Genomic DNA, 19,156 nt, shown 5'->3' on the forward strand with positions numbered 1-19,156 from the left:
GTGAAGGCCTGGCGCCGCGACGGCGATGGCGCGGCCTGCGCGATGCTGCCGGAGGAGGCCGACATGCTCGCCAACCTCGGCAGGCAGGTGCTCGGCCTGCACCGCGCCGTCGTCGACGGCCGGGCGATCCTCGACGACCCGGTGATGCGGCGCCTCTACCCGAGCGCGTACGAGAGCGACGACGACGCGGCCGAGTTCCGCCGACTGGCCACGTCCGACATCGCCGCCGACCGCATCCGCACCATGGCCCGCATGGTCGCCGACCTCGAGACGGCGCTGCCCCCCGAGGGCGATGAGGATGAGACGGCCGAGCTGCAACTGACCGTCGATGCCGAGGGCGCGGATGCGTGGCTGCGGTCGCTGGGCGAGGTGCGGCTGGTGCTGCACGTGCGCACCGGGCAGGACAGGGGCGAGCTCACCCCAGGCGTCACCGACGAGGACATCGCGCAGCTGAAGGACGTCGTCAGCTGGCTCGGCTTCGCGCAGCAGACGCTGCTGGAGGCGCTCGAGTGAACCGGCCGGGCTGACGCAGCCCGCCTGCAGTGGAAGAATCGCAGCATGAGGTTCCTGTCGATCCAGTCACACGTCGCCTACGGGCACGTGGGCAACTCCGCCGCCGTCTTCCCGCTGCAGCGCATCGGGCACGAGGTGTGGCCGGTGCTCACGGTCAACTTCTCGAACCACACGGGCTACGGCGCGTGGGGCGGGCCGGCCATCCCCGCCGACGACGTGCGGGCCGTCGTGGCCGGCATCGAGGACCGCGGCGTGCTGGGCACCGTCGACGGCGTGCTCTCGGGCTACCTCGGCGGCGAGGAGATCGTCGATGTGGTGGTGGATGCGGTGGGTCGCGTGAAGGCCGCGAACCCGGCCGCGACGTTCACCTGCGACCCCGTGATGGGCAACGCGAACTCCGGCTGCTTCGTCGCTCCGGCGATCCCGCCGCTCATCCGCGAGAAGGTCGTGCCGCACGCCGACATCATCACGCCGAACCAGTTCGAGCTCGGCTTCATGACCGAGACCTCGCCCGACACGCTCGAGTCCACCCTCGAGTCGGCGGACCGGGCGCGCGACCTCGGCCCGCGCACCGTGCTCGTGACGAGCGTGCTGCGACCCGACCGGGAGACGCTCGAGGACGGCGCCGGTGGCGCCGTCGACACCATCGAGATGCTGGTCGTCGACGACGCCGGCGCCTGGATCGTGCAGACGCCGCACCTGCCGATCAAGGCGAACGGCTCCGGCGATGTCACCAGCGCACTGTTCACCGCCCACTACCGCGAGACCGGCTCCGCCGCGACCGCGCTCGAGCGCACCGCCTCGAGCGTGTTCGACCTGCTGCAGGCGACGATCGACTCGGGCGAGCGCGAGCTGCGCATCGTGCAGGCGCAGGACGCATTCGCGAACCCGCGCATGCAGTTCGCCGCGCGGCGGGTGCGCTGAACCCACGTGCGGGTACGCCAGGTGCGCAGACCGCGCTCACAGGTATAGGGCGGTTTGCTCCTGCAGCGCAGGTGTTCGAGCACACCGCCCTACATCTCCAGCTGCCCTGCGGCTACGTGCGGCGCGTGCGCTTCTCCCTGACGCGCATGTTCACGACGATCGGGCTGCCCTCGAAGCCGTAGTCCTCGCGCAGGCGGCGCTGGATGAAGCGGCGGTACTGCGGGTCGAGGAAGCCGGTCGTGAACAGCACGAAGGTCGGCGGCCGGGTCGAGGCCTGCGTCGCGAAGAGGATGCGTGCCTGCTTGCCGCCGCGCAGCGGGTGCGGGTGGGCGGCGGTGAGCTCGGCGATGAAGGCGTTGAGCTTGCCGGTGGGGATGCGGGTGTCCCACGAGTCGAGCGCCGTCTCGAGCGCCGGCACGAGCTTCTCGAGGTGGCGGCCGGTGCGGGCGGAGATGTTCACGCGCGGCGCCCAGTCGACATGGGCGAGATCCTTCTCGATCTCCCGCTCGAGGTAGCGGCGACGGTCGTCGTCGAGCTGGTCCCACTTGTTGAACGCCAGCACCAGGGCGCGGCCCGACTCGAGCACCAGGTCGATGATGCGCACGTCCTGCTCGCTGAGCGGCTCGGTCACGTCGAGCAGCACGACGGCCACCTCGGCCTTCTCGAGCGCCGCCTGGGTGCGGAGCGTGGCGTAGAAGTCGGCACCCTGCTGCAGGTGCACGCGGCGGCGGATGCCGGCGGTGTCGACGAAGCGCCAGACACGGCCGCCGAGCTCGATCTGCTCGTCGACGGGGTCGCGGGTGGTGCCGGCGATCTCGTTGACGACCACGCGCTCCTCCCCCGCGGCCTTGTTGAGCAGGCTCGACTTGCCGACGTTCGGGCGGCCCAGCAGTGCAACGCGGCGCGGGCCGCCGAGCTCCTCCTTGGCGACCGCCGAGATCTCGGGCAGCGCCTCCATGGCCAGGTCGAGCATGTCGGCGACGCCGCGGCCGTGCGCGGCGGAGACCGGCAGCGGCTCGCCGAGGCCCAGGCTCCACAGCGACGCGGCCTCCAGGTCGCGGCGGGCGTCGTCCGCCTTGTTCGCCACCAGGATGACCGGCCGCTTCGACTGCCGCAGCATGCGCACCACGTGCTCGTCGGTCGAGGTCGGGCCGACGTTGACGTCGACGACGAACAGCACGGCGTCGGCGAGCTCGACGGCGATCTCTGCCTGGATGGCGACCGAGCGGTCGATGCCGCGCGCGTCGGGCTCCCAGCCGCCGGTGTCGACGAGCGTGAAGTTGCGCCCGTTCCACTCCGCCTTGTAGGAGACGCGGTCGCGGGTGACGCCCGGCGTGTCCTCCACGACGGCCTCGCGGCGACCGAGGATGCGGTTCACGAGCGCCGACTTGCCGACGTTCGGGCGCCCCACGATCGCGAGCACCGGCAGCGCCGGCAGCGTGTAGACCGCGTCCGGATCGAACGCGTCGCCGTCGAGCAGCGCCGCGTCCTCGTCATCGAGCTCGTAGCCGGCGAGCCCGGCGCGCAGCGCCTGGACGCGCGCCTCGTCGGTCTCGTACTCGACCTGCTCGGTCTCCACGGCATCCGTGGCGCCCTCGTCGAACTCGACGTCGTCTGCGGTGGGCTCGTGCCCCTGGGTGTCAGTCATGCTGCTCCTCGCTCGCGAGCCGGACGATCGCATCGACCGTCTCGTCGAAGGTGAGATGGGTGGAGTCGACGACCGTCACGCCGTCCGCGGCGTTGAGGAAGTCGACCACACGGGAATCGGAGGCGTCGCGCGCCGCGAGGCGCGCGCCCACCTGAAGCTCGTCGCCGCCCACGTCGCCGAAGCGCCGGCGCACGCGCACGGCCTCGTCGGCGGTCAGCAGCACGCGCACGTCGGCGTCGGGTGCGACCACCGTGGTGATGTCGCGGCCCTCGGCGACGATGCCGGGGGCCGCTGCGGCGATGATGGCGCGGAAGCGCACGTTGACGGCCTCGCGGGCGGCGGCGGTGCGGGCGACGCCCGAGACGGCGCCGGAGATGCGCTCGGTGCGGATGTCCTCGGTGACGTCGTGGCCCTGGATCGCCACCCGCTGCCCGGCGGCGTCGACGGTGAGCTCGAGCGAGTCGAGCGCGCCCAGGCTGCCGATGACGGTCGGCTCGTCGTCGGTGTCGCCGCCCTGCTCCAGGATGAGCCAGGTGAGCGCCCGGTAGGCGGCGCCGGTGTCGAGGAACTGGAAGCCCAGCTCGCGCGCCACCGCGCGCGCCACCGACGACTTGCCGCTGCCGGCGGGGCCGTCGATCGCGACGACGACCGCCCGGCCGCTCGTGTCAGCGCCGCTCATGCGAGCACCTGCCAGCCGAGCTGCTCGAGCGCCTCGTGCAGCCGCTGCACGGCCTCCGGCAGCACCGTGATCTCCACCACGCCGAACTGTGCGCCCTCGGCGTGCTCGATGCGCACGTCCTCGAGGTTCACGTCGGCATCGCCGATGTCGGCCAGCAGCCGCGCCAGCTGCCCCGGCCGGTCGTCGATGCGCACCTGCACGAGCGTGAAGCGCGTGTGCGTGCCGTGCTTGCCCGGCAGGCGCGCGACGCCGTCGTTGCCGGCACGCAGCGCATCCGCCATCGTCTTCCGGCTGCCGGATGCCTCCGGGTCGTCGAGCGCGCCGACGAGCGTCGCGAGGTCGGCCTGCAGGGCGCGCAGCTGCTCGACGATCGCGGGCGCGTTGGCGCCCAGGATCTGGATCCACAGCGCCGGATCGCTCGCGGCCACGCGGGTGACGTCGCGCACGCCGCCGCCAGCCAGTCGCAGCGCCTCATCCGGCGCGTCGGCGAGCCGGGCGGCCATCAGCGAGGAGACCAGCTGCGGCACGTGGCTGACGATCGCGACCGCGCGGTCGTGCTCGTCGGGGGTCGACTCGATCGGCACGGCGCCGAGGTCGAGGATGAGGTCGTCGACGAGGCTGCCGCGCTCGTACGAGATGCCGTCGTGGCCGGCGATCACCCAGGGGCGGCCGACGAACAGGTCGCCGGTGCCGGCGATCGCACCGCTCTTCTCCCGGCCCGCCATCGGGTGGGTGCCGAGGTAGCGGCTGACATCGGCGCCGAGCTCGCGCAGCTGGGCGAGCGGCACGGCCTTGACCGATGCGACGTCGGTGACCACCGCATCCGGGAACGCCTCGAGCTCGGCCGCCACGACCTGCGCCGTGACATCCGGCGGCACGGCGACCACGATCAGCTCGGGCGCATCGCCCGGCTCGGCGACGCGGCCGGCGCCGAAGTCGGCGGCGAGCCGCATCGCGGTCGGCGAGGCGTCGCTCAGCTGCACCTCGACGCCGCGGGCGGCGAGGCCGAGGCCGATGGAGGTGCCGAGCAGCCCGGTGCCGACGATGCGCACGGGGCCGCGCAGTCGGTGGGTCACGGGTGGCTCCTGGGTCGGGGGCTGGGTCGGCTGCTGCTGCCTAGGGCGCCGACCTCGAGAGTGTGAGGATCGCGCCGCGCTCTATCGTACTGAGTTCGCGCACCCGCCCCGCGCGGAGGGTGCCGAGGTTGAGCGGGCCGAACGAGCGCCGCACGAGCTCGACCACCGGGTGCCCGACGTGGTCGAGCATGCGCCGCACGATGCGGTTGCGCCCGGAGTGCAGCGTCAGCTCGACCATCGAATGGCCCATCGACGGGCTGCCGATGAGCCGCGCGGCGTCGGCCTGGATGCTGCCGTCGTCGAGCTCGAAGCCGTCGAGCAGGCGGCGGATGACGCGCTGGTCGACCGCACCGCGCACCTTCGCCACGTAGGTCTTCTGCACCCCGAAGGACGGGTGCGCGAGCACGTGGGCGAGGTCGCCGTCGTTGGTGAGGATCAGCAGGCCGGACGTGTCGGCGTCCAGCCGGCCGACGTTGTAGACCCGCTCGGGGATGTCGCTGACGAACTCGCGCAGGTCGGGCCGGCCGCGCTCATCGCTCATGGTCGAGACGACGCCGGTGGGCTTGTTGAGCATGAGGTAGCGCTTGGTGGTGTCGAGCTGCACGGCGGTGCCGTCGACGGTGACCATGGCGTCGGGGCGGATGCGGGTGCCCAGCTCGGTCACGACGGCGCCGTCGACCGTGATGCGGCCTGCGACGATCATGTCCTCGACGACGCGGCGGCTGGCGACGCCGGCGGCGGCGAGCACCTTCTGCAGGCGCTCCCCCTCGGTGCTCGCCTGATTCGCGCCGGTGCTGGGATCGGTCATGCGAATGCGTCCTCTTCCCCATCGGGCAGCAGCGGCGAGATGGGCGGCAGCTCGTCGAGCGAGTTCAGGCCCAGCTGGCTCAGCAGCAGCTCGGTGGTCTCGTAGTTGATGGCGCCGGTCTCGCTGTCGGCGAAGGCCTCCCGGATGAGCCCCCGGCCCAGCAGCGTGCGCACCACCGAGTCGACGTTGACGGCGCGGATGGCCGCGACGGCGCCGCGCGTGATCGGCTGCTTGTAGGCGATGACGGCGAGCGTCTCGAGGGCGGCCTGCGAGAGCTTGGTGGGGGTCTGCGTGAGCACGAAGTCTGCGGCGTCGACGTCGTAGGCCTCGCGCACGTAGATGCGCCAGCCGCCGCCAACCTCGCGCAGCTCGAAGCCGCGCTCTGGCCCCTCGCCCGCGCCGTCGTAGTCGGCCCGCAGCGACTGGATGGCCGCCTTGACCGCCGGTACGGGGGCGCGCAGCGCGGTGGCGAGGTGCACGGCGCCCTGCGGCTCGTCGGCGACGATCAGGATCGCCTCGATGCGGCGCTCCAGTGGCAGGTGGGAGCGATCCACCACCGCCGCCTCGTCGGGCTGCGCCTCACCCCGCGTCGCGGCAGTCTCCTCGAACGTCGCATCGCCCGCCTCGTCGGCCACCGGCTGCGCGCCCGCGTCGACCGACGCATCCGTCGTCACCGTGTCTGTCTCGGGCGCAGCGTCGGTCTCAGGCATGGTCATAGTCTGCCCCCAGCGCGACGAGGTCCTCGTCGCGGAAGTCGTGGCCGGTCCAGCTGATCGAGAGCTCGCCGAGCGGCTCCAGCTGCTCGAAGGTGATCGCGGCGTGCCGGTAGAGCTCGAGCACCGCGAGGAAGCGGGCGACGATGACACCGCGCGTGGCCTCCCCGGCGATCAGCTCGCGGAAGGTCGTGGTGCCCTTCTGCCGCAGCGTCGAGACGATGTGCGCCGCCTGCTCGCGGATGGACACGAGCGGCGCGTGCAGGTGCGTCAGCCCGACCGTCGGGATCTCCTTCGGCGTCATCGCCAGCAGCGCGAGCGCCGCGAAGTCGTCGGGCGAGAGGGTCCACTTGAGCTCGGGCGTGCGCTGCCGGAAGCGCTCCTCGAGCCGCACCGAGCGCGCGTGGCGGGTCGATTCGGCACTGATCCGCTCGGCCATCCAGAGCGCCGCCTGCTTGAACGCCCGGTACTGCAGCAGCCGTGCGAAGAGCAGGTCGCGGGCCTCGAGCAGCGCGACGTCCTCGCTGTCGACCACGTCGCCGGCGGGCAGCAGCGAGGCGATCTTCAGATCGAGCAGCGTCGCGGCGACCACGATGAACTCGCTCGCCTGCTCGAGCTCCTCGAAGGTGTCGAGCGTGCGCACGTAGGCGATGAAGTCGTTCGTGACGCGGCTCAGCGCGATCTCGGTGACGTCCATCGACCGGTTGCCGATCAGCGTCAGCAGCAGGTCGAAGGGCCCGTCGAAGTTGTCGAGCGCGAGGCGGAAGCCGCCGGGCTCCGTCTGCTCGGCTGCAGGCGCCTCGACGTCAGGCGCTTCGATGCCGGGGCCCTCAGCTGCCTCGGCCGCAGGCGTCGCGACAGCCGGCGCCGCGGTGTCAGGCGCCCCGCCCTCAGGCGATGGCGCCACGGGCGATCAGCTCGCGCGCGAGCTGGCGGTGGATCTCGGCAGCCGCGTGCTCGGGGGCGAACTGCGTCACAGGCACCCCGGCGACGGATGCGTCGGGGAACTTCACCGTGCGGCGCACGACGGTCTCGAGCACGGTGTCGCCGAAGGCCTGCACCACGCGGTCCATGACCTCGCGCGCGTGCAGCGTGCGAGAGTCGAACATGGTCACGAGGATGCCGTCGAGCTCGAGCGCCGGGTTCAGGCGGTCCTGCACCTTCTCGATGGTCTCCTTCAGCAGCGCGACGCCGCGCAGGGCGAAGAATTCGCTCTCGAGCGGGATGAGCACGCCGTGCGCCGCGGTGAGCGCGTTGACGGTGAGGAGGCCGAGCGAGGGCTGGCAGTCGATCAGGATCAGGTCGTAGTCGTCGACGACGCGGCGCAGCACGCGGTGCAGGATCTGCTCGCGTGCGACCTCGTTCACGAGGTGCACCTCGGCGGCCGAGAGGTCGATGTTCGCCGGGATCACGTCGAGGCCCTCGACGCTCGTCTGCTGGATCGCGTCCTTCGGGTCGAGCTTCGGGTTGAGCAGCAGGTCGTAGATCGTCGTCGAGTCGTGGTTGTCGACGCCGAGGCCTGCGCTCAGCGCGCCCTGCGGGTCGAAGTCGACGGCCAGCACGCGGCGGCCGTACTCGGCGACCGACGCGCCCAGGTTGATCGAGGTGGTGGTCTTGCCGACGCCGCCCTTCTGGTTGCACATCGTGATGATGCGCGCCGGCCCGTGGCTGGTCAGCGGCTCGGGCACGGGGAACTCGCGCACGGGACGCCCGGTGGGCCCGAGCGTGGGCGTCTCCATGCCGGCCAGGGTCTCGGTGCTGTTGCTCACGCCTTCGAGTGTAGGAACCCCCGCCGTCTTCCCCCGGTAGCCCGACGCGGCGTGTATCTCAACCTCTACCTGAACCTCTGCGGCGGATCTCAACGTGCGAGGCGGCCATTCGATCGCTGAGCAAGGGTCGAGCGACCACCTCGCACGTTGAGATCGCGCTCTAGGGTGGCGGAATGGTGGATGCGGCGGCAGTGACGGTGCGCGAAGCACGCGACGACGAGCTCGAGGCGCTCGCAGCGCTGCGCTGGCGATGGGTGCGCGAGTCGACGGATGAGGCGCTGCCTGACCTCGGCGCCTACGTCGTAGAGGTCGCCGGCTGGGCGCGGCAGCACCGCGGCTCGCACGTGCCGTTCGCCGCCGTCGAGGCAGGCGAGGTCGTCGGCATGGCGTGGCTGGCGATCCAGGCCCGCGTGCCGTCGCCGCGCGCGCTCGAGCGCCGCTCGGGCGATCTGCAGAGCTGCTACGTGGTGCCGGATGCGCGTGGGCGCGGCATCGGCACGATGCTGGCGGATGCGGTCCTCGCGTCCGCGCGCGAGCGCGGCCTCGAGCACGTCACGGTGCACGCGAGCCCGCGATCGATCCCGGTCTACGAGCGTGCTGGCTTTCGCAGCAACCCGCGAGCGCTCTGGGCAGAGGGCGCAATCGGAGAGCGCTGACGCACCGTCAGCTCCAGGGGAAGATGCCCGAGTAGGCGTTCAGTGCCGGCTGCCCGCCCAGGTGCGCGTAGAGCACCGTCGAGTCCTGCGCGATCTCGCCCGAGCGCACCAGGTCGATGAGTCCCGCCATCGACTTGCCCTCGTAGACCGGGTCGATGATCATCGCCTCGGTCCTGCCCGAGAGCAGGATCGCATCCACCGTCGACTCGACGGGGATGCCGTACTTGTCGCCCGCCCAGCCCTCGAGCACGGCGATCTCGTCATCGCGCAGCTCGCGCTCGAGGCCGATCAGCTGCGCCGTGCTGCGGGCGATGCGCGCCACCTGGTCGCGCGTCTTGTCGATGGTGGCGGATGCGTCGATGCCGAGCACGCGGCGCGGTCGCCCGCCTGCGTCCTCCAGGGCGGCGAACCCGGCGATCATGCCGGCGTGGGTCGAGCCGGTCACGGTGCAGACGACGATCGTGTCGAAGAAGACGCCCAGCTCGCGCTCCTGCTCGGCCACCTCGTAGGCCCAGTTGGCGAAGCCGAGCCCGCCGAGCGGGTGCTCGCTCGCGCCGGCGGGGATGCCGTAGGGCGTGCCGCCGGCGGCCTCGACCTCCGCGAGCGCCTCCTCCCACGAGGAGCGGATGCCGATGTCGAAGCCGGCGTCGTCGAGCCGGCTGTCGGCGCCCATGATGCGCGAGAGCAGCAGGTTGCCGGCCTTGTCGTTGACCGGGTCGTCCCAGTCGACCCACTTCTCCTGCACCAGGCGCGCCTTGAGGCCGAGCTTCGCGGCGACCGCGGCCACCTGGCGGGTGTGGTTCGACTGGTAGCCGCCGATCGACACGAGCGTGTCGGCGCCGGAGGCGAGCACGTCGGGCACGATGTACTCGAGCTTGCGGGTCTTGTTGCCGCCGAAGGCGAGGCCTGAGCTCACGTCCTCACGCTTGGCCCAGATCGCCGCCCCGCCGAGGTGCTTCGACAGATTGTCGAGCGGATGCACGGGGCTCGGACCGAAGGTCAGCGGGTATCGGTCGAAAGCGGCGATGCTCATGACCAGACCCTAGCGTCAGAGCGCGGCGTAGAGGTCGACGCTGTAGCCGTCGGGATCCTGCACCGTCGCGTAGCGCTGACCCCAGGCGGCGTCCCACGGCTCGCGGACGACCCGATGCCCGAGCCCCGCCAGCCGCCCGACCGTCGCGTCGACCTCCGCGGGTGAGTCGCAGCGGGCCGCGAGCGCATGGCTCTGGCCCTCCTCGCGCTCATAGTCGGGATCGAAGGACCGGACCGTCTCCTCGGTGTCCCACATCAGCCGCATGCCGCCAACCAGGACGGCCTCGACATGCGGAGCCGCATCCGCTGCAGACGGGATCTCGAGCCCGAGCGCGCGGTAGAAGGCGAGTGTGGCGGGCATGTCGCGCACGACCGTGCCGATGGCGTCGAAGGTGATCATGCGCGTCACGCTACGCCTGCCCGCCGACACCCGCACGGCGCCGCCGGCGGCGCCTACCTCGCCCGTGGGTGCGCGCTCGTGTACATGTCCCGCAGCGTGTCGGCGGTGACGTGCGTGTAGATCTGCGTGGTGGCGACGGAGGCGTGCCCCAGCAGCTCCTGCACGACCCGCACATCGGCGCCGCCCTCGAGCAGGTGCGTGGCGAACGAGTGGCGGAAGGTGTGCGGCGAGACGTTCGCGACCCCTGCCTCCTCGGCGACGCGCTGGATGATCTCCCACGCCGCCTGGCGGCTCAGCCGCCCGCCGCGAGCGCCCAGCAGCAGCGCCGGGGTGCCGCGCCCCTTCGCGGCGTACGCCGCCCTCCCCCGCACGAGCCAGGCATCCGTCGCCGCCCGCGCGTAGGAGCCGACGGGCACCAGCCGCTGCTTCGCGCCCTTGCCGGTGACGCGCAGCAGCCCGTGCTCGCCGACCGAGGCGACCTCATCGACGTCGAGCGCGATGATCTCGGAGATGCGGGCGCCGGTGGCGTAGAGCAGCTCGAGCAGGGCGCGGTCGCGCAGGCGGGCCGGGTCGACCGCCGCGCCATCGCTCGCCCTCCCCACACCGGCGTCCGCATCCGCACCAGCGTCCGCCGCAGCCTCCGCCCCGGCGACGTCGAGCAGCCGCTGCATCTGCGAGACCGAGATCGCCTTCGGCAGCCGCTGCGGCAGCTTCGGCGGGCGCTGGTCCTTCGCGACATCCTCGATCACGACCTGCTCGTCGACGAGCCAGCGGTGCAGCGCCTTCACCGCCGAGAGGTGCCGCGCCACCGAGGAGGGCGCCAGCGCGCGGTCGGCGAGCGAGCCCCGGAAGGCCGCGACGTCCTCGCCCGTGATGGCCGACGCATCCGTCACGCCCCTCGCCTCGAGCACGGCGAGGTAGCCGGCCAGGTCGCGGCGGTAGGCGGCGACCGTGTGCTTCGACAGCCCGCGCTCGATGGCGAGCTGCCGCAGCAGCCGCTCGACGGCCTGCTGGGGGGTCACGGCTGCCTCACGCCTGCATCTTGCCGCACGACCGAGTCATGACGAGGCGGATGCGTGCCAGTCGAAGGCCGCGTCGGCGGGCGGTGCGTCGACGCCGCGGGCGCGCAGCTGCGTGAGCGCCAGCAGCGCGGCCAGCAGCGTCGCGTTGTGGAGCCGCAGGCGGGTCGCCGCCTCGAGCACTTCCTCGAGCGGCACCCAGCGCCGCTCCATCTCGGCCTCCTCGTGCTCGCGCGCGTGCTGCTCGGGCAGCTCGTGCACGTCGGTGGCGAGGTAGATGCGGATGATCTCGGTCGAGCCGCCGCCGGTGGTGGAGATGTCGATCAGCGTGCGCCAGGTGTCGGCGGCGAGGTCGGTCTCCTCCGCCAGCTCGCGCCGGGCACTCACGAGCGGGTCCTCCCCGGCGACGTCGAGCAGGCCCGCCGGCAGCTCCCACAGTGTGCCGCCCGCCGGGTGGCGGTACTGGTGCACGAGCATGACCTCGTCGGCGTCGTTGACCGCGACGACCGCGACGGCGCCGGGGTGGATGATGACCTCGCGCCGGATGCGGTCACCGCCCAGCTCGAACTCCTGCGCGTCCACGTCGAACACGCGCCCGTCGAACAGCCGCTCGCGCGCGAGCACCGGCCGGCGGCCGAGCGTGTCCTCGATCACCGGGTGCTACTGGGCCGAGCCGTCGACGTCGCTCTCGTCGGTCTCGTCGAACAGCTTCGACGCCCGCTGGCGATCGAGCGCCGCCTCGACGAGGCCGCGGAAGAGCGGATGCGCGCGGTTCGGCCGGCTGCGCAGCTCGGGGTGCGCCTGGGTGGCGATGTAGAAGGGGTGGCCGGGCAGCTCGACGTACTCGACCAGCTTGTCGTCGGGCGAGGTGCCCGAGAAGGCCAGCCCGGCCGCAGCGACCTGCTCGCGGTAGGCGTTGTTCACCTCGTAGCGGTGGCGGTGGCGCTCGTGCGAGACGGTGCTGCCGTAGAGGCGCGCGGCGAGCGAGCCCTCGGCCAGCTTCGCCTCGTACAGCCCCAGCCGCTGTGTGCCGCCGAGGTCGCCGCCGTGCAGGTGCTGCTGCTGCTCGGCCATCGTGGCGATCACCGGCGCCGGCGTGGCCTCGTCGAACTCGGTGGAGGATGCGCCTTCGATGCCCGCGAGGTTGCGGGCGGCCTCGATGACCATGCACTGCAGGCCGAGGCAGATGCCGAGCGTGGGGATCTCGTTCTCGCGCGTGAACTTCAGCGCGCCGAGCTTGCCCTCGATGCCGCGGATGCCGAAGCCGCCGGGCACCACGATGCCGTCGACGTCGCTCAGGTGTGCCGCGGCGCCCTCCGGCGTCTCGCAGTCGTCGGAGCGGATCCAGCGCAGGTTCACCTTCGACTGGTTCGCGAAGGCGCCGGCCTTGATCGCCTCGGTGACCGACAGGTACGCATCCGGCAGGTCGATGTACTTGCCGACCAGGCCGATGGTGACCTCGTGCTTCGGCTGGTGGACCGCGTCGAGCACCGGTTGCCAGTGCGACCAGTCGACGTCGCCGGCCTGCAGGCCCAGCTGCCCCATGATGTAGGCGTCGAGCCGCTGCTCGAACAGTGTCGTGGGGATGTCGTAGATCGAGGGCAGGTCGACGGTGTTGACGACCGCCTCCTCCTCGACGTCGCACATCAGCGCGATCTTCTTGCGGTTCGACTCGCTCACCGGCCGGTCGCTGCGCAGCACGAGCGCGTCGGGCTGGATGCCGATCGAGCGCAGCGTCGCGACCGAGTGCTGCGTGGGCTTCGTCTTCTGCTCGCCGGAGGCGCCCAGGAAGGGCACGAGCGAGACGTGCACGAAGAAGACGTTCTGGCGGCCCAGCTCGTGGCGGATCTGCCGCGCCGACTCGATGAACGGCTGCGACTCGATGTCGCCGACCGTGCCGCCGATCTCGGTGATGATGACGTCGGGCTGCGGGTCCTGCTCGGCCTGCAGCCGCATGCGGCGCTTGATCTCGTCGGAGATGTGCGGGATGACCTGCACGGTGTCGCCCAGGTACTCGCCGCGGCGCTCGCGCTCGATCACGCGCGAGTAGATCTGGCCGGTCGTGACGTTCGCCGCCTGCGAGAGGTTCACGTCGAGGAATCGCTCGTAGTGGCCGATGTCGAGGTCGGTCTCGGCGCCGTCGTCGGTGACGAACACCTCACCGTGCTGGAACGGGTTCATCGTGCCCGGGTCGACGTTCAGGTACGGGTCGAGCTTCTGCATCACCACGTGCAGGCCGCGCGCGGTGAGGAGGTTGCCGAGCGACGCGGCGGTGAGGCCCTTGCCGAGCGAGGAGACGACACCACCGGTGACGAAGATCTGCTTGGTCACCTTCGCGACGGGCGCTGCGGGAGCGCTCTGGCCGGAGGTTTCCGTGGGCTGCTGGTCAGCGTCTGGCTGGGCGAGGTTCACGGGTTTCGAGCCTATCCCACCGCTCGCGCATCGGCGAGCAACTCGCGGGCGTGCGCGAGGGCGGTGTCGGATGCGGTGCCCGAGAGCATGCGGGCGAGCTCGGCCAGGCGCGCCTCGCCTTCGACCGCAGCGACCTGCGAGGCGGTGATGCGCCCGTCGGTGCCCTTCTCCACACGCACATGGTGCTCGGCGAAGGCGGCGACCTGCGCCAGATGGGTGACGACGATCACCTGGCAGTGCTCGGCGAGCTGCGCGAGGCGACGGCCGATCTCGATCGCCGCGGCGCCGCCGACGCCGGCGTCGACCTCGTCGAAGACCATGGTCGGCACGCTCTGCTCCGACAGGGAGCCGGCGGCCAGCGCCACCTCGAGCGCGAGCATGATGCGGCTGAGCTCGCCGCCCGAGGCGCCCTTCTGCACCGGCCGCGGCTCGGCGCCCGGGTGCGGCGCGAGCAGCATGCTGACGCGGTCCCGGCCGCTCGCGCCGAGGGTCTCCGCTTGCGCGACCTCGACCACCAGCCGCGCGTTCGGCATCGCGAGCGCCCGCAGCTCGGCGCCGACGGCCTCCTCGAGCCGGCGGGCGGCGTCCTGCCGCAGCGCGCTCAGCCGATCGGCGAGCGCCGTCGCCGCCGCCAGGCAGCGCTCCTCCTCGGCGGCCAGCCGCGCGAGCTCCTCGTCGTCGCCGTCGAGCTCGACCAGGCGCAGCGCCGCGCCCGGGGCTTCCTCGAGCGCCACCTCGAGCGGGCGGCCGAGCCGGCGCTCGAGCCCCGAGAGGTCGGCGCGCCGCTGCTGCACCTCGTCGAGGCTGCGCTCCGGCCGCTCCAGGTCGTCGAGCGCCTTCACGATCGAGACCGACGCCTCCTGCAGCAGCGCATCCGCCTGCACCAGCATCTCGAGCGCATCCGCGAGCGCCGCGTCGTCTGTGGAGGCCCGCTCGACCAGCCTGCGCGCGGTGCCCGCGAGGGTCACCGCATCGGGCGCGTCGTCGTCGCTCAGCAGCGCCGCGTGCGCCTCGGCGAGCTCCATCCGCAGCCCCTCGGAGTGCTCCAGCCGGTTCGCGATCGCGGCGAGCTCCTGCTGCTCCCCCGGCTGCGGGTCGAAGGCCTCGAGCTCCTCGAGCTCCGCGCGCAGCGACGCGGCCTCGGCGGCCCGCGCATCGTGCTCGGTGCGGATGCGCTCGGCCGCGTCCCGCGCGTCCGTCCAGGCCGCGTGCTCACGGCGATACTCGCCCAGCAGCTCGTCGAGCGCGGCGCCGGCCGCCCGGTCGAGCGCCGCCGCCTGGGCCTCGGCGGAGCGCAGCCGCTGCTGGTCCGCCTGCCCGTGCACCGCGACCAGACGGTCGGCGAGCTCACGCAGCAGCCCTGCCGGCACCGCGGCACCGCCGGCCTGCGCGCGCGAGCGGGCGGCGCCGTCCGGCCCGCGCGAGAGCGCGCGCCCGAGGATCAGCTCGCCATCGTCGAGGCTGCCGCCGGCGTCCTCGACGAGAGCGACCGCATCCGCATCGTCGACGAGCCACACGCCCTGCACGGCTGCGCGCTCCTCGCCGGCACGGATCACCCCGCCGTCGGCGCGCTCGCCGCGCAGCAGCGCGAGCGCCTGCACGACCATCGTCTTGCCCGCGCCGGTCTCACCCGTGATCGCGGTGAAGCCGGAGCCCAGCGGCACCCGCGCATCGTCGATCACGCCCAGCGAGCGGATCGTGAGCTCGTCGAGCCGCGTCACGGCCGCTTCCGCCGGAAGCCTTCGACGGGCAGGTGGAACTTCGCGACCAGCCGGTCGGAGAAGGGCGCGCGCGTCAGCCGCGCGAGTCGCAGCGGCCGGTCGTCGCGCGTCCCCTCGACGCGCGAGCCCGGCGGCAGCTCGAACGAGCGGCGCGAGTCGCACCACAGCACCGCGGCGCTGGTGGAGTCGTCCGCGATCGTCACCGACATGGTCGACGTCGGCGCGGCCACCATGGGGCGGGTGAACAGCGCGTGGGCGCCCAGCGGCACCATCAGCAGCACCTCGGCGGTCGGCCAGACGATGGGGCCGCCGGCCGAGAAGGAGTACGCGGTCGAGCCCGTCGGCGTGGCGAGGATGACGGCGTCGGTGCCGAACGACGAGATGGGCCGGTCGTCGATCTCGAGCAGCGTCGAGATCATGCGACCCGAACCGGCCTTCTCGATCGCGGCCTCGTTGATCGCCCAGGTCTCGTGCACCTGGCGATCGCCGTCGAACACCCGCACGCGCATCACCAGCCGGTGCTCGACCTCGTAGTCCGCGCGCAGCGCCCGCTCGACGACCTCGTCGATATCCGCCATCTCGGCCTCGGCCAAGAAGCCGACGTGGCCGAGGTTGATGCCCAGCAGCGGCGCGTCGATCTCGCGCTGCAGCTCGGCGGCGCGCAGGATCGTGCCATCGCCGCCGAGCGTGATGATCAGCTCGATCTCGGGGATGTCGGAAGACTCGTAGGGCTCGACCGCGTCGAGCCCCGATCGGCCCTCGAGCAGCACGCCGCGGTCGGCCGCGAGCACGACCGGCGTCACACCGGCGGCCAGCAGTCGCGCGGCGATGCTCGCCGTCGTCTGCACCGCCTCGGCGCGCCCGGGGTGGAATGCGAGCAGGAACCTGCGAACGCTCACCGCGCCTCCTTCGACAGCCTGACGGACTCCGCCAACCATTGTGTCGGATTCGTGCCGGCCGTCGCCGACAGGTGCGCGAGGTACTCGAGGTTGCCGCGGCCGCCGATGATCGGGCTGCCGATCAGCCCCGCCGTGCCCAGCCCCGCATCCCACGCGGCCCAGAGCACCTGCTCGATCGCCTGCGCGCGCAGCGTCGGGTCGGTCACGATGCCCTCGCGCACGCCCGTGCGGCCCACCTCGAACTGCGGCTTGATGAGCACCACCCAGTCGGCGTCGGGCGCGGCGACGCCCGTCAGCGACCCGATCGCCAGCCCCAGCGAGATGAACGACAGGTCGGCGGTGATGATCGACGGCACTGGCTCGATCGAGCCGGGCGCCAGCTCGCGCACGTTCTGCCCCTCGATGAGGGTGATGGGAAGCGCGGCCACGTCGAGCTGGAACTGGCCGTGCCCGACATCCAGCGCCGTCACATGCGCGGCACCGCGCGCGAGCAGCACCTGCGTGAAGCCGCCGGTCGAGGCGCCCGCGTCGAGCGCGTCGCGCCCCGACGGGTCGATGCCGAAGGCATCGATCGCGGCGAGCAGCTTGTGCGCGGCGCGCGAGACCCACGGGTCGCCGCCCTCGACGGAGAGCTCGGCGTCGGGGCCGACCCTGTGGCTCGCCTTCACGACGCCGTGCCCGTCGACCGACACGAGCCCGGCGGCGATCTGCTGCTGCGCCTGCGTGCGGCTGCGGGCGAGACCGCGCTCGACGAGCGCCTGGTCGAGCCTGAGCTGCACCGGCGCGTCAGCGGCCGACTCAGCCACGCACGGCGCCCAGCTCGGCCTGCAGCTTGTCGTGGATGCGCGCGAGCTGCTCGGCCCGCTCCTCGAGCGGCTGCTGCTCGAGCAGGTCGAGCTCGTCGACGAGCCCGTCGGTGGCGTGCTCGTCGGTGCCGCCTGCGTGCTGGCCGTGCGCATCCGTCATGACAGCGAGGCTAGCGAACCGATCGCCGCCAGCTCGTCGGCGCGCGAGAGCCTGTGGGCAGCGGGCCGGTCCAGACCCAGCGCGCGCTCGTCGGCGAGCACGGCCTCGAGCGTCTCCCGCAGCGGGCGGTGCGTGCCGCCGGCCGCGCGGTACCGCGCGCTCGAGCGCTGCGCGTGCGAGCCCAGCTCGACGGGCAGCGTCAGCGGCAGCGCGCGCGGCCCCGCCCAGTGCTCGATGCCGAGCGCGTCGAGCTGCTCGTCGCTCGCCCGCACGAGCTCGCCCGTGTGGCCGGCGAGCTCGCGGGCGAGCGCGATGTGGTCGTGCAGCCGGCCCGTGGGTCCGACAGCGTTGACGATGTCGCTGCGCGTCGGCGCGACCTCGACCAGGAAGGCGACCAGATCGCGCACGTCGATGGTCTGCGTCGGCTGGTCGCGCGCCGGCACCAGCACCGGCTCCGCGCCGGCGAGGGCGAGCCGCGCCACCCAGTAGCCGAAGCGGCCGCTCTCGTCGCCCGGCCCGCCGATCAGCCCCGGCCGCACGATCGCGAGCCGCTCACCGAGCCGCTCGCGAGCGACGCGCTCGATCCACGCCTTCGCGCCGCCATACTCCTCGCCGGATTCGTCCTCCGGCACGAGCTCGTCGTCCTCGCCCGCGCCGACGGGTGCGCCCTCCAGCCGCTGCGCCGAGACAGAGGAGACGAAGGTCCAGTGGCGCGCGCGATCGGCGAGCGCGTCGAGCGCTCCTGCCGCGTGCGCGGGCAGCCGGGTGACGTCGACGACCTCGTCCCACTCCCCTGCCAGCCCGTCGTACGCATCCGCTCGCACCCGGTCGCCGACCAGCAGCCGCGCGCCCGCAGGAGCGTCGCCGCCCTCGCCGCGCGCGAGGCACGTCACCTCGGCGCCGCGCTCGAGGTGCGCCTGTGCGATGCGACGGCCGACCCAGCGGGTGCCGCCGAGCACGAGCACGCGTCCAGGCGTTCGCTCACGTGTCATGCCGCAAGCAGACCACGTGGGCGCCGCCGCCTCCACATCGTTCGCCCTCGGCGCAGTCTTCGCGCTCGATCCGCCCGGCCGCACCGACCCACCCGCATTGCTATGCCCACGCCGGCCCGCCCACGCCGGCCCGCCCACGCCGGCCCGCCCACGCCGGCCCGCCCACGCCGGCCGGTTCGCTAGCGTCGTCCCGTGCCCTCCGTCGTCGCCGCTCCCCCGCCCGCGGGCACGCCGGTGCCGCGCGCGATCGCGCGGCTCGCCGAGCACCACCCGGTCGAGCTGGTCTGGCGGAACGAGACCGGTGGCATCACCGCCCGCATCGACCGCCCGAACGGCTCGGTCTACGCGAAGTGGAGCCCGGCCGGCTCCGGCGAGTCGCTCGCAGACGAAGCAGAGCGGATGCGCTGGCTCGCCCAAGCGGGTCCGCTGCCGGTGCCGAGGGTGCTCGACCAGGCATCCGATGCAGCCGGCGAGACGCTCGTGACCGCCGCGATCGACGCGGCATCGATCGTCTCCGCCGCGGGACTGCGGGATCCGGAGCGCGCGGCCGCCGCGCTCGGCGAGGGGCTGCGGTGCCTGCACGCCCTGCCGGTCGCCGACTGCCCGTTCCCCGCCCCCGACTGGACCGCATCCACTCTCGACTCAGCCGCTGACGGCGCCGGCCCAGACGACCTGGTCGTCTGCCACGGCGACCCGTGCGCACCGAACACGCTCCTCGCCTCCGGCCGGTTCGCGGGCCTCGTCGACCTCGGGCGCGTCGGCGTGGGCGACCGCTGGTCGGATCTGGCGATCGCCTCGTGGTCGCTGGAGTGGAACGGGCTCGCCGACGCCGAGCCGGCGTTCTGGCGCGCCTACGGCGTCGTGCCGGATGCGGCGCGCATCGCCGGCTGGCGGGCGCTGTGGGACGCGCCCATCGTCGACGATTGAGC

Annotated in this window: 21 protein-coding genes; 4 read left to right on the forward strand and 17 right to left on the reverse strand. The window is 72.9% G+C overall.

Going from position 1 to position 19,156, the window contains the following annotated elements; all coding sequences use genetic code 11:
- Both BM288_RS00225 and pdxY read left to right on the forward strand, forming a co-directional pair.
- Nucleotides 1-513: a DUF2017 family protein gene (locus tag BM288_RS00225; RefSeq protein ID WP_092914751.1), complete on the forward strand. Its 513-nt coding sequence runs from the start codon at nt 1-3 to the stop codon at nt 511-513.
- Between the two features lie 45 nt (nt 514-558).
- The gene (gene pdxY / locus BM288_RS00230; RefSeq protein ID WP_092914753.1) at nt 559-1,437 is read left to right on the forward strand and encodes a pyridoxal kinase PdxY; all 879 of its coding nucleotides are present in this window, start codon (nt 559-561) and stop codon (nt 1,435-1,437) included.
- A 112-nt stretch (nt 1,438-1,549) separates the two neighbouring features.
- On the opposite strand, the gene der is transcribed toward pdxY, so the two are convergent.
- The 7 genes from der to BM288_RS00265 are packed head-to-tail and all read right to left on the reverse strand — an operon-like array spanning nt 1,550 to nt 8,100.
- On the reverse strand, nt 1,550-3,085 hold the full coding sequence (gene der / locus BM288_RS00235; RefSeq protein WP_092914755.1) for a ribosome biogenesis GTPase Der: 1,536 nt from the start codon (nt 3,083-3,085) through the stop codon (nt 1,550-1,552).
- On the reverse strand, nt 3,078-3,764 hold the full coding sequence (gene cmk / locus BM288_RS00240; protein WP_092914757.1) for a (d)CMP kinase: 687 nt from the start codon (nt 3,762-3,764) through the stop codon (nt 3,078-3,080). The genes der and cmk overlap by 8 nt, the downstream gene beginning before the upstream one ends.
- On the reverse strand, nt 3,761-4,840 hold the full coding sequence (locus BM288_RS00245) for a prephenate dehydrogenase (protein ID WP_318255235.1): 1,080 nt from the start codon (nt 4,838-4,840) through the stop codon (nt 3,761-3,763). The genes cmk and BM288_RS00245 overlap by 4 nt, the downstream gene beginning before the upstream one ends.
- 40 nt (nt 4,841-4,880) lie before the next feature.
- Nucleotides 4,881-5,648 carry a pseudouridine synthase gene (locus tag BM288_RS00250; protein WP_092914759.1) on the reverse strand — a complete coding sequence of 256 codons (768 nt, stop codon included), beginning with the start codon at nt 5,646-5,648 and terminating at the stop codon, nt 4,881-4,883.
- The gene (gene scpB / locus BM288_RS00255) at nt 5,645-6,358 is read right to left on the reverse strand and encodes an SMC-Scp complex subunit ScpB (protein WP_092914761.1); all 714 of its coding nucleotides are present in this window, start codon (nt 6,356-6,358) and stop codon (nt 5,645-5,647) included. The genes BM288_RS00250 and scpB overlap by 4 nt, the downstream gene beginning before the upstream one ends.
- A complete protein-coding gene (locus BM288_RS00260; RefSeq protein WP_404799680.1) occupies nt 6,351-7,268 on the reverse strand; it encodes a segregation and condensation protein A in 918 nt (305 codons plus the stop codon). Before BM288_RS00260 ends, scpB begins: the two co-directional genes overlap by 8 nt.
- Nucleotides 7,252-8,100, reverse strand: a complete 849-nt coding sequence (locus BM288_RS00265; RefSeq protein WP_092916097.1) for a ParA family protein — start codon at nt 8,098-8,100, stop codon at nt 7,252-7,254. Before BM288_RS00265 ends, BM288_RS00260 begins: the two co-directional genes overlap by 17 nt.
- A 203-nt stretch (nt 8,101-8,303) precedes the next feature.
- Here BM288_RS00265 and BM288_RS00270 point away from each other — a divergent pair, with 203 nt between their 5' ends.
- Nucleotides 8,304-8,786 (forward strand): GNAT family N-acetyltransferase, encoded by a 483-nt coding sequence (locus BM288_RS00270; RefSeq protein ID WP_092914763.1) that lies wholly within the window; start codon nt 8,304-8,306, stop codon nt 8,784-8,786.
- A gap of 7 nt (nt 8,787-8,793) precedes the next feature.
- Here the strand turns inward: BM288_RS00270 and BM288_RS00275 are convergent, their stop codons facing one another.
- The 10 genes from BM288_RS00275 to BM288_RS00315 form a co-directional block, all read right to left on the reverse strand.
- Complete coding sequence (locus tag BM288_RS00275; protein WP_092914765.1) at nt 8,794-9,819, reverse strand: 1-aminocyclopropane-1-carboxylate deaminase; 1,026 nt, start codon at nt 9,817-9,819, stop codon at nt 8,794-8,796.
- Nucleotides 9,820-9,834: 15 nt separating this feature from the next.
- A complete protein-coding gene (locus BM288_RS00280; RefSeq protein WP_092914767.1) occupies nt 9,835-10,218 on the reverse strand; it encodes a VOC family protein in 384 nt (127 codons plus the stop codon).
- Between the two features lie 53 nt (nt 10,219-10,271).
- Nucleotides 10,272-11,240 (reverse strand): site-specific tyrosine recombinase XerD, encoded by a 969-nt coding sequence (locus BM288_RS00285; RefSeq protein ID WP_092914769.1) that lies wholly within the window; start codon nt 11,238-11,240, stop codon nt 10,272-10,274.
- Nucleotides 11,241-11,276: 36 nt separating this feature from the next.
- A complete protein-coding gene (locus BM288_RS00290; RefSeq protein WP_092914771.1) occupies nt 11,277-11,891 on the reverse strand; it encodes an NUDIX domain-containing protein in 615 nt (204 codons plus the stop codon).
- A gap of 6 nt (nt 11,892-11,897) precedes the next feature.
- Complete coding sequence (locus BM288_RS00295; protein WP_092916101.1) at nt 11,898-13,568, reverse strand: CTP synthase; 1,671 nt, start codon at nt 13,566-13,568, stop codon at nt 11,898-11,900.
- 92 nt (nt 13,569-13,660) lie between these two features.
- The gene (gene recN / locus BM288_RS00300) at nt 13,661-15,370 is read right to left on the reverse strand and encodes a DNA repair protein RecN (RefSeq protein ID WP_092914773.1); all 1,710 of its coding nucleotides are present in this window, start codon (nt 15,368-15,370) and stop codon (nt 13,661-13,663) included.
- Nucleotides 15,367-16,269, reverse strand: a complete 903-nt coding sequence (locus BM288_RS00305) for an NAD kinase (RefSeq protein ID WP_318255238.1) — start codon at nt 16,267-16,269, stop codon at nt 15,367-15,369. Before BM288_RS00305 ends, recN begins: the two co-directional genes overlap by 4 nt.
- A complete protein-coding gene (locus BM288_RS00310; RefSeq protein WP_318255239.1) occupies nt 16,266-17,075 on the reverse strand; it encodes a TlyA family RNA methyltransferase in 810 nt (269 codons plus the stop codon). Before BM288_RS00310 ends, BM288_RS00305 begins: the two co-directional genes overlap by 4 nt.
- Nucleotides 17,068-17,235 (reverse strand): hypothetical protein, encoded by a 168-nt coding sequence (locus BM288_RS14370; protein WP_177220179.1) that lies wholly within the window; start codon nt 17,233-17,235, stop codon nt 17,068-17,070. The genes BM288_RS00310 and BM288_RS14370 overlap by 8 nt, the downstream gene beginning before the upstream one ends.
- Entirely contained in the window at nt 17,232-18,227 is a 996-nt protein-coding gene (locus BM288_RS00315; RefSeq protein ID WP_092914779.1) for an NAD-dependent epimerase/dehydratase family protein, read from the reverse strand. Before BM288_RS00315 ends, BM288_RS14370 begins: the two co-directional genes overlap by 4 nt.
- Nucleotides 18,228-18,419: 192 nt before the next feature.
- Between BM288_RS00315 and BM288_RS00320 the strand changes: the two genes are divergently transcribed.
- Nucleotides 18,420-19,154 (forward strand): aminoglycoside 3'-phosphotransferase, encoded by a 735-nt coding sequence (locus BM288_RS00320; protein ID WP_092914781.1) that lies wholly within the window; start codon nt 18,420-18,422, stop codon nt 19,152-19,154.
- Nucleotides 19,155-19,156 lie beyond the last annotated feature (2 nt).

Source organism: Agrococcus baldri (assembly GCA_900114805.1).
Taxonomy (GTDB): Bacteria; Actinomycetota; Actinomycetes; order Actinomycetales; family Microbacteriaceae; genus Agrococcus; species Agrococcus baldri.